This is a genomic window from Acidimicrobiia bacterium (assembly GCA_035651955.1).
Taxonomy (GTDB): Bacteria; Actinomycetota; Acidimicrobiia; order IMCC26256; family JAMXLJ01; genus JAMXLJ01.
The window spans coordinates 1-8806 of sequence record DASRES010000029.1 but is presented as its reverse complement, the minus strand read 5'-3'; the positions used below and the strand labels follow the sequence as shown (position 1 = coordinate 8806).

Sequence of the window (8806 nt, the reverse complement as noted above, 5' to 3'; positions counted from 1 at the left end):
GATCGCGGAGTTGGAGAAGCCGCGCTCGTCGCGCAGGAACGTGTTCGTCAGCTGCGCGGACGGCGCGGAGAACACGCTCGTGAGGAACGCGAGCGCGGCGAGCGCGACGAACCGCGGACCGTACGCGCGGTCCACGACCTGCGAGGCGCGCCCGCGGATCCCGCGGGCCGTCAGCTCGTGGAACCGGCGCGTCTCGGGGAGCGAGCGCATCAGCGCGGGAAGGAGCAGGATCGACCCCGCGCTCACTGCGAACAGGATCCGCCACGCCTCGCTACCGGCGTCCGCGATCGGCAGCAGCACGACCGAGACCGCGTACCCGGCGCCCGCGGACAACCCGACCATCATCGCGGCGAAAGCGCGCGCACCGTCCGGCGCGTCCTCGACCGCCGCGATGCCGGCGATGATGACGATCGCATTGACGAACGCGCGTGTGAACAGCTGCGTACCGGTGAAGACGGCGAGATTCGGCGCGACGGCAGCCAGCCCGTTGGACAGGCAGAGCCCGCAGAACGCGACCGCGAGGAGCTGCCGTCTCCCGCGACGGTCCGCCGCCGCGCCCACGACGAGCGCGACGAGCGCGCCACCGCGCGTGATCGCGAGCGAGTTGCCGAGTGCCGGCGTCCCGACGTGGAACGACTGCCGGATCGGGTCGCCGACCTGACCGAACAGCGCGCCTGCGTACGACGCGAGCGCGCCGAACGCGCAGACGGCGGCGAGGAGGTGGATCTGGGCGTCGTCGAACGCGACGGCGGGCAGGAACGTCGGCGTGCCGGGCGGGGGCGGAGGCGCCTCGCCGTGGTTGGCCGCCTCGAGCGTCGCGGCCGCGTGACGCACCAGGCGGCGGAGCACGAACACGACGACCGGGCCGAAGAACCACTGGAAGAACGGCACGTGCAGCGCGCTCGTCGCGACGAGCGTGACCCGTGACGCGCCCGGAGCGTCGTCCGCGACGTCGACCCGCAGCGTGGCGGAGCGGGTCGTGTCGTGGGGGAGCGGCCCCGTGAACGATCCGTCGCCCTGCTCCTGCAGGTGCATGACGTCGACGACGAGCGCGCGCGTCCGCGCCGGCGGCGCGTCCAGTCGGAGCAGCAGGCGCCGGCGCACGTGCGGCATGCTACGTGGCCTCTCTCGCGCCGCCGACGGCGCGACCGACGCCCCGAGCGACTCGAAAGGACGACGCGATGGCTCGACTCGAGGTCGGCGACAAGGCCCCCGACTTCGCGCTCACCGATCAGCACGGCAAGAAGGTGAAGCTGAAGGACCGGCGCGGCCGGAAGACCGTCGTGTACTTCTACCCGAAGGCGAACACGAGCGGTTGCACGGCGCAGTCGTGCGCGCTGCGTGACGCGGAGCCCGACCTGTCGAAGCTCGGTGCCGACGTCATCGGCATCAGCCCGGACGCGCCGGCCGCGCAGCTGAAGTTCGACGAGAAGTACGACCTCGGGTTCCCGCTCCTCGCCGACGAGGACCACGCGGTCGCCGACGCGTGGGGGACGTGGGGCGAGAAGTCGATGTACGGCAAGAAGTACATGGGGATCGTGCGCTCCGCCTTCGTCGTGGACGAGAAGGGCAAGATCGCGGCCGCCTTCTACAAGGTCAGCCCGAAGGACACCGTCCCCAAGGTCCTCTCCGTTCTGTGAAGGCTCATGCACACAGTGTGTGGATGAGGCTTCCGAAAACGGAGGGGTGCTACGCGCCGATCGCGTGGAAGCCGCCGTCGACGTGCACCATCTCGCCCGTCGTCGCGGGGAACCAGTCCGACAGCAGCGCGACGCACGCGCGCGCGACGGGCGTGGGGTCGCGCAGGTCCCACCCGAGCGGGGCGCGCTCCGACCACACCTCCTCGAATCGGTCGAAGCCCGGGATGCTCTTCGCGGCCATCGTCCGGACGGGACCGGCGGCCACGAGGTTGACCCGCACGCGGCGCGGCCCGAGGTCGCGGGCGAGATATCGCGCGGTCGACTCGAGCGCGGCCTTGGCGACCCCCATCCAGTCGTAGACGGGCCATGCCTGCCGCGCGTCGAAGTCGAGGCCGACGACCGACCCGCCGCCGTCCATCAACGGCAGCGCGGCGCGCGTCAGGCCCGCGAGCGAGTACGCGGAGATCTGCATCGCGACCGCGACGTCGTCCCACGGCGCGTCGACGAACCCGCCGCCCAGGCAGGTCTCCGGGGCGAAGGCGATCGCGTGCAGCACGCCGTCGAGCCGCCCGCCCACCCGTTCCGCGAGCGCGCCGAGGTCCGACGGGCTGGTGACGTCGAGCTCGACGAGGTCCGCCTCGCTCGGCAGGCGCCGTGCGGTGCGCTCGGTCAGCCGCATCTGACGCCCGAACGACGTCAACACGACCTCCGCGCCCTCTTCCTGGGCGAGCTTCGCGACCCCGAACGCGAGCGACGCGTCCGTCAGCACGCCGGTGACGAGGATCCGCTTCCCCTCGAGCAGCACGTTGCCCTCCTGCCTCTCGGCGTCACAGCGGCGAGTTCGAGTGCGCGCGCGGCATCGCGTGCTCGCGCTTGGTCGCGAGCCGGTCGAGCGCGGCGGCGAGCGCGCGTCGCGTGTCGGCCGGGTCGACGACCTCGTCCACGAACCCGCGCTCCGCCGCGACGTACGGGTTCGAGAAGCGGTCCTCGTAGTCGCGCTCGAGCGCGACCTGCTGCTCGCGACGCGCGTCCTCGTCGTCGACCGCGGCCAGCTTCCGCCCGTGCAGGATCTGCACCGCACCGGGCGCGCCCATCACCGCGATCTCCGCGCACGGCCACGCGACGCACCAGTCGCTGCCGAGCCGCTTCGAGTCCATGACGATGTACGCGCCGCCGTACGCCTTGCGCACGACGACGCACAGCCGCGGCACCGTCGCCGCCGCGTACGCGTGCACGAGCTCCGCACCGTGGCGGATCATGCCGCGCCACTCGAGGTCCTTCCCGGGCTCGAAGCCCGGCGTGTCGACGAACGTCACGAGCGGCAGGTTGAACGCGTCGCACCACTGCACGAAGCGCGCCGCCTTGCGCGACGCCTCGATGTCGATCGTCCCGGCGCGCTGACGAGGCTGGTTCGCGACGACGCCGACGGGCCGGCCGTCGAGGCGGGCGAGACCGGTCGTCAGGTTCGGTGCGTACGCGGCGCGCAGCTCGAAGAACGACGTCGCGTCGACGATGTCCTCGATGACGACGCGCATGTCGTACGAGGCGTTGGCGCGGTCGGGGACGGCCGCCGCGGCCCGGGCGCAGTCACGGTCGACCGGATCGTCGGACGCGTACCACGGCGGGTCCTCGAGGTGGTTCGACGGCAGGTAGTCGAGCAGGTGCGCGACCGCGGCGTCGGCGTGCGCCTCGTCCTCGACGACGAACGTCGTCACGCCCGTGCGCCGGTCGTGCGTCGGCGCACCGCCGAGCGCGACCCGCGAGACGTCGATCCCCGTGAACTCGGCGACGGAGTCCGGCCCGCTCACGTACGCGAACCCGTTCGTGGTCATCACGACGTGGTCGACCAGCCCGAGCAGGAGCGCGGGGCCGGACACGCACGCGCCGACGACGACGAGCACGGTCGGCACCACGCCCGACGCGTCCGCGAACGCACGCGCGAGTCGTCCCCACGCGTGCAGCCCCACGACGCCTTCGCCGAGCTCCGCGCCGGAGGTGTCGAGCACGCCGACCACGGGGAACCCGAGGTCCGTCGCGAGGCGGACGAGCCGCTCGGCCGCGTCACCGCCGGCCTCGCCGATCGCGCCGTGGTGCCGGCCGCCCGCGATGCGGAACCAGCCGACGCGCCGCCCGTCGACCTCGCGGATCGTCGCGGTGACGGCGTTGCTGCGATGTCCCGCGATCGGGACCGCGGTCACGCGGGCACGAACACGAGCGAGACGTTGTGCCCGCCGAACGCGAACGAGTTCGACACGACGGGCGCCGCGCCGACCTGGCGCGGCGAGCCCGCGACGACGTCGACGTCGCAGTCGTCGCCGCGCTGCTCGTGGTTCGCGGTGGGAGGCACGACGCCGTCGCGGATCGCGAGGATCGACGCGATCCCCTCGATCGCGCCGGCGGCCCCGATCGTGTGCCCCGTCACGCCCTTGACCGACGTGACGGGCGGCGAGTGGTCGCCGAACACCTTGCGGACCGCCTCGGCCTCGGCGGCGTCGTTCAGCGGTGTCGACGTTCCGTGCGCGTTCACGTGGCCGATGTCCGACGCCGAGAGCCCGGCGTCGTCGAGCGCGAGCTGCATGCACGCGGCCGCGCCGGAACCGCCCGGTGCCGGCGCCGTGATGTGGTGGGCGTCGTCGTTGCGGCCGTAGCCGGCGACCTCCGCGTAGACCCGCGCGCCGCGCGCGAGCGCGCGGTCGAGGCGCTCGAGCACGACGAAGCCACCGCCCTCACCCATGACGAAGCCGTCGCGCGCGGCGTCGAACGGGCGCGACGCGTGCGCGGGATCGTCGTTGCGCCCGCTGAGCGCACCCATGCGGGCGAACGCGGCGACCGTGATGAGCGTGATGGCGGCTTCGCTCCCGCCGCCGACGACGAGGTCGGCGCTGCCGTCGCGGATCAGGCGCGCGGCCTCGCCGATGCCGTGCGCGCCCGCGGTGCACGCGGTCGCGACGCAGACGTTCACACCGGTCCACCCGAAGCGGATCGCGATCTCCCCCGCGGTGCGGTTCGCCATCATCATCGGGACCAGGAACGGGCTGATGCGCGCCGGCCCCTTCTCGATGTAGGTGCGCACCTGCTCCTCGAGGGTCGCGATCCCGCCGACGCCGGTGCCCGCGACGACGGCACAGCGCGCGGGGTCGTACTGGAGGTCGCCCGCGTCCGCGACCGCGTCGGCGGCCGCCGCGACACCGAGCTGGGTGACGCGGTCGAAGCGACGGGCCTCCTTCGCGCCGAAGTACGAGTCCGGGTCGAAGTCGCGGACCTCGCACGCGAAGCGGACGGGGAGATCGGACGCGTCGAAGCGCGCGATCGGCGCGGCCGCGGAACGCCCCTCGAGCAGCTGCGACCAGAACGACTCGACGTCGTTGCCGGCCGGGGACTTCACGCCGATCCCCGTGACCGCGACGCGGGGCCGACCGCGGTGGTCGAGCATCTCGGCACTCATCGTTCCAGCATCCCTTCGCTCGCGCTGGCGGAGCGCTACGCCGACGCGCCCGCCTTGTTCATGACCAGCGTGACGGCCTGTCCGACGGTCGTCACGCCCTCCAGGTCCTCCTCGGGGACGGTGATGTCGAACCGCTCCTCGAGCCCCATGACGAGCTCCACCAGGTCGAGGCTGTCGGCGTCGAGGTCCTCCTTGAAGCGCGCCTCCTCGGTGACCTGGTCGGGCTCGACGCTGAGCACCTCGACCGCCACCTCGCGGATGGCCTCGAGCACCTCGGGACGTTCCATCGGGGGTCTCTCCTCCTGGTCGGGGTCTTCCTGTGCAGAAGGCCCAGGCACACGCCTGAGCCTTCCCGAAACGGTTCGATCGCGACCGTCTAGTGGCCCATCGCCAGCCCGCCGTCGACGGGAACCACCGCGCCGGTGACGTAGCCGGCCGCCTCGCTGCAGAGGAACGCGACCACGGCGGCGCACTCCTCGGTCGTGCCCAGCCGTCCGAGCGGGACGGCTCCCTCGGCCCACGCCCGCCAGTCGTCGGGCATGGCGTCGGTCATCGCCGTCACGATAGGCCCGGGCGCGACGACGTTGCAGCAGATCCCACGGGGCGCGAGCTCGCGCGCGACGGAGCGCGTCAGGCCGACGAGCCCGGCCTTGGCCGCGGAGTAGTTCGCCTGCCCGGGCGCGCCCGTCTGCCCGCTCGCCGACGACACGTTCACGATGCGTCCGTAGCGGGCCTTCATCATGTGACGGGTCGCGCGCCGTGTGGTGTGGAACGCACCCGTGAGGTTCGTCTGCAGGACGACGTCCCATTGCTCGTCGGTCATGCGCGCCACGAGCCCGTCGCGGGTGACGCCCGCGTTGTTGACGAGGATCTCGACGGGGGACCAGGTGCCCTCGATCTCGGTGAACGCGGCGTCGACGGACGCGGCGTCGGCGACGTCGGCCCGCACGGCGAGCGCGCTCGCGCCGGTCTCCTCGATCGCGCGCTGCGTCTCCTTCGCGCCGGCGTCGTCGGTGGAGTAGCAGAACGCGACGCGGTGACCTTGACGCGCGAGCGCGACTGCGACGGCGCGCCCGATGCCGCGCGACGCACCGGTCACGAACGCGGTGCGAGGCGTCTCCGCGGTCGTTCCCGCGGTCATGCCTCGTCCCAGCGCATCAGCGCGCTCGCCCATGTCATGCCGGCACCGAACCCGGAGACGAGCACGACGTCGCCGGCCTTGATGCGGTGGTCGTCGACGGCTTCTGCGAGCGCGAGCGGCACCGAGGCGGCAGACGTGTTCCCGTAGCGGTCGATGTTCACCACGGTGCGGTCCATCGGGATCCCGAGCTTCTTGCACGCGCTGTCGATGATGCGGACGTTCGCCTGGTGGGGGACGAACCAGTCGACGTCGGCCGCGGTCATGCCACCGCGCGCAAGCGTGGCGTTCGCGGAATCGACCACGCAGCGGACCGCGCGCCGGAACACTTCTTGGCCCGCCATCTTCAGGTAGTGCTCGCGGGCGTTGACCGTCTCGATGCTCGCGGGACGGCGGCTCCCTCCGGCGGGGACGCCGAGCAGCGGCGCGGCGGAGCCGTCGCAACCGAGGTCCCACGCGAGGAGTCCGACGTCGTCGCGCGGCGCACGCGACACGACCACCGCGGCGGCGGCGTCGCCGAAGAGGATGCAGGTGCCCCGGTCCTCGGGGTCGGTGACCCGGCTCAAGGTGTCCGCCCCGACGACGAGCACGTGCTCGAGGTTGCCGGCGGTCAGCATCGAGGAACCGACGACGAGCGCGTAGACGAACCCCGCGCATCCCGCACCGAGGTCGAACGACCCGCAGCGCAGGCCGAGCCCGTCGCCGAGGAACGAGCCGACGTGGGGGATCGGCTGGTCGGGTGTCGCGGTCGCGACGACGAGGAGCTCCACGTCGTCCGGCGTGAGCCCCGCGTCCTTGAGCGCGGCCGCGGACGCGGCGATGCCGAGCGTCGAGGTCGTCTCGTCGGCGGCGGCGATCCTGCGCTCGCGGATGCCCGTCCGCTCGACGATCCACGTGTCCGACGTGTCGACGAGCTGCTCGAGCTCCTGGTTGGTGAGGCGGCGTGACGGCGTCGCCGTGCCGATGCCCGTGATGGCGGCCGCCATCACGCGAGCCGCAGCCACGCGACGGGCTGGCCCTCGCGGAGCCGCTGGCCGGGCGCGGCGAGCATCCCCATCATGAAGCCGCGGAACGGGCTGCACACGTCGACCTGCGTGCCCGGGCCCTCGATGACACCGATGGCCTGACCCTCGTCGACGAGCTCGCCCTCGCAGGTGACGGTCTCGGGGTCGAGCGGGCGGAACACGCCGACCGCGGGCGCGACGATCATGCGCTCCGGGACGAGCAGGCGCTCACCTTGGACGAGGACGGCTTCCATCAGGTCACTCCTGGGCCAACGTGTCGAGGTCGGCGGGCGTGGCGACACCCACGACCGGAAGGTCGGGAACGGTTCGCTTCGCGAGGGCGGCGAGCATCGAGCCGTGCCCGACCTCGAGCAGCGCGGTCGCGCCCAGTGACGCGATCGTCTCCTGGGACTCGCGCCAGCGGACCGGGACGGAGACGTGCGACGCGAGACGGGCGCGCCAGCCATGACCGTCGGTGTACCCGCGCGCGTCTGCGTTCGACACGACCGGTGTCGTCGTGTCACGCAGGTCGACGTCGCGCAGCGTGTCGGTCAGCGCGTCGGTCGCGTCCTGCATCAACGGCGTGTGGAACGCGCCGCCGACGTTGAGCGGGGTGACACGGCGGATCCCGAGCGTCTTGGCGCGTGCGCTCCCGGCCTCCACGCCGTCCGGGCTTCCCGCGATGACGACCTGCCCCGGCGCGTTGTCGTTCGCGACCCAGCATGCGTCGGGGGCCGCGCTGCACGCGTCGTCCGCCTGCTCCGGTGTGGCGCCGAGCAGCGCGGCCATGCGACCCGGGTGACGGTCCGCCGCCTGCTGGGTGAGCTCCGCACGGCGCGCCGCGAACTGCACGCCGTCCTCGAGCGGGAGAGCGCCCGACGCGATGAGCGCGGTGACCTGCCCGAGCGAGTGGCCTGCGAACGCGACCGCGTCGGTCACGTGCTCGCGCGCGGCTTCCCACACGACGAGCGACGTGAGCAGCACCGCGAGCTGCGCTTCCCGCGTCCGGGTGAGCGCGTCGGCGGGCGCGTCGGTGACGAGGTGCGCGAGCGGCTCGCCGAGTGCTTTCTCCGCCCGCTCGACGAGCGCCCAGGCCGGGTGGTCGCGCCACGCCGCGGCCATGCCCGGGGCCTGCGTGCCCTGGCCGGGGAAGACGACGGCGGGTCGTGTGAGCGCGCGTTCCAAGAGAGAGTGCCTTTCCGGGGATCCGAGAGGTCCGACCCCGCCGGACCGTGCAGCGTTACACGGAGTACCCGGTTACCGGTCAGTACGACGAAAACTTCTCGTTTCGATCGCGCGAACTGTCGTTACCGACGAGTAGGGCGTGCACGCGGCCACACTGTCGGGATGGTCGACGTCCCCGACGATCCCGTCGCGCTGCTCCCGCATCGCCCGCCGTTCCGCTTCGTCGACGCGGTCGTGTCGCTCGAACCCGGGTCGGGCGTCGAGGCGCGCTACCGCGTGACGGGCGACGAGCCGTTCCTCGCCGGGCACTTCCCCGGGAACCCGATCTTCCCGGGCGTGCTGCAGCTCGAGGCGCTCGCGCAGGCGGGCGCGATCGCGTTGCTGTCGGACGAGC

General features: G+C 72.8%; 11 protein-coding genes. 2 read left to right on the top strand and 9 right to left on the bottom strand.

Annotated elements, in window-relative coordinates:
- The coding region (locus tag VFC33_07115; protein HZR13006.1) for an MFS transporter at positions 1 to 1104 on the bottom strand (1104 nt) is incomplete at its 3' end.
- A gap of 77 nt (positions 1105 to 1181) precedes the next feature.
- On the opposite strand from VFC33_07115, the gene bcp reads away from it, so the two are divergent.
- Positions 1182 to 1640, top strand: a complete 459-nt coding sequence (gene bcp, locus VFC33_07110; GenBank protein HZR13005.1) for a thioredoxin-dependent thiol peroxidase — start codon at positions 1182 to 1184, stop codon at positions 1638 to 1640.
- 49 nt (positions 1641 to 1689) lie between these two features.
- On the opposite strand, the gene fabI is transcribed toward bcp, so the two are convergent.
- The 8 genes from fabI to VFC33_07070 all read right to left on the bottom strand — a co-directional run bounded on the left by fabI (position 1690) and on the right by VFC33_07070 (position 8412).
- On the bottom strand, positions 1690 to 2445 hold the full coding sequence (gene fabI, locus VFC33_07105; protein ID HZR13004.1) for an enoyl-ACP reductase FabI: 756 nt from the start codon (positions 2443 to 2445) through the stop codon (positions 1690 to 1692).
- A gap of 22 nt (positions 2446 to 2467) precedes the next feature.
- The gene (locus tag VFC33_07100) at positions 2468 to 3838 is read right to left on the bottom strand and encodes a carboxyl transferase domain-containing protein (GenBank protein HZR13003.1); all 1371 of its coding nucleotides are present in this window, start codon (positions 3836 to 3838) and stop codon (positions 2468 to 2470) included.
- Positions 3835 to 5085, bottom strand: coding sequence for a beta-ketoacyl-ACP synthase II (gene fabF, locus VFC33_07095; protein HZR13002.1), 1251 nt, complete (start codon positions 5083 to 5085; stop codon positions 3835 to 3837). Before fabF ends, VFC33_07100 begins: the two co-directional genes overlap by 4 nt.
- A gap of 35 nt (positions 5086 to 5120) precedes the next feature.
- Positions 5121 to 5372 carry an acyl carrier protein gene (acpP, locus tag VFC33_07090; GenBank protein HZR13001.1) on the bottom strand — a complete coding sequence of 84 codons (252 nt, stop codon included), beginning with the start codon at positions 5370 to 5372 and terminating at the stop codon, positions 5121 to 5123.
- Between the two features lie 89 nt (positions 5373 to 5461).
- The gene (fabG, locus tag VFC33_07085) at positions 5462 to 6226 is read right to left on the bottom strand and encodes a 3-oxoacyl-[acyl-carrier-protein] reductase (GenBank protein ID HZR13000.1); all 765 of its coding nucleotides are present in this window, start codon (positions 6224 to 6226) and stop codon (positions 5462 to 5464) included.
- Entirely contained in the window at positions 6223 to 7209 is a 987-nt protein-coding gene (locus tag VFC33_07080) for a beta-ketoacyl-ACP synthase III (protein HZR12999.1), read from the bottom strand. Before VFC33_07080 ends, fabG begins: the two co-directional genes overlap by 4 nt.
- The gene (locus tag VFC33_07075; GenBank protein ID HZR12998.1) at positions 7209 to 7481 is read right to left on the bottom strand and encodes a hypothetical protein; all 273 of its coding nucleotides are present in this window, start codon (positions 7479 to 7481) and stop codon (positions 7209 to 7211) included. The genes VFC33_07080 and VFC33_07075 overlap by 1 nt, the downstream gene beginning before the upstream one ends.
- Before the next feature lie 4 nt (positions 7482 to 7485).
- Positions 7486 to 8412 carry an ACP S-malonyltransferase gene (locus VFC33_07070; GenBank protein HZR12997.1) on the bottom strand — a complete coding sequence of 309 codons (927 nt, stop codon included), beginning with the start codon at positions 8410 to 8412 and terminating at the stop codon, positions 7486 to 7488.
- A gap of 162 nt (positions 8413 to 8574) precedes the next feature.
- Here VFC33_07070 and VFC33_07065 point away from each other — a divergent pair.
- The coding region (locus VFC33_07065) for a 3-hydroxyacyl-[acyl-carrier-protein] dehydratase FabZ (GenBank protein ID HZR12996.1) at positions 8575 to 8806 on the top strand (232 nt) is incomplete at its 3' end.

Excerpts from the sequence above, each read along its gene's own strand:
- bcp (HZR13005.1), top strand. The coding sequence starts at position 1,182 with ATGGCTCGACTCGAGGTCGGCGACAAGGCCCCCGACTTCGCGCTCACC.
- fabF (HZR13002.1), bottom strand. The coding sequence starts at position 5,085 with ATGAGTGCCGAGATGCTCGACCACCGCGGTCGGCCCCGCGTCGCGGTC.
- acpP (HZR13001.1), bottom strand. The coding sequence starts at position 5,372 with ATGGAACGTCCCGAGGTGCTCGAGGCCATCCGCGAGGTGGCGGTCGAG.
- fabG (HZR13000.1), bottom strand. The coding sequence starts at position 6,226 with ATGACCGCGGGAACGACCGCGGAGACGCCTCGCACCGCGTTCGTGACC.
- VFC33_07080 (HZR12999.1), bottom strand. The coding sequence starts at position 7,209 with ATGGCGGCCGCCATCACGGGCATCGGCACGGCGACGCCGTCACGCCGC.
- VFC33_07075 (HZR12998.1), bottom strand. The coding sequence starts at position 7,481 with ATGGAAGCCGTCCTCGTCCAAGGTGAGCGCCTGCTCGTCCCGGAGCGC.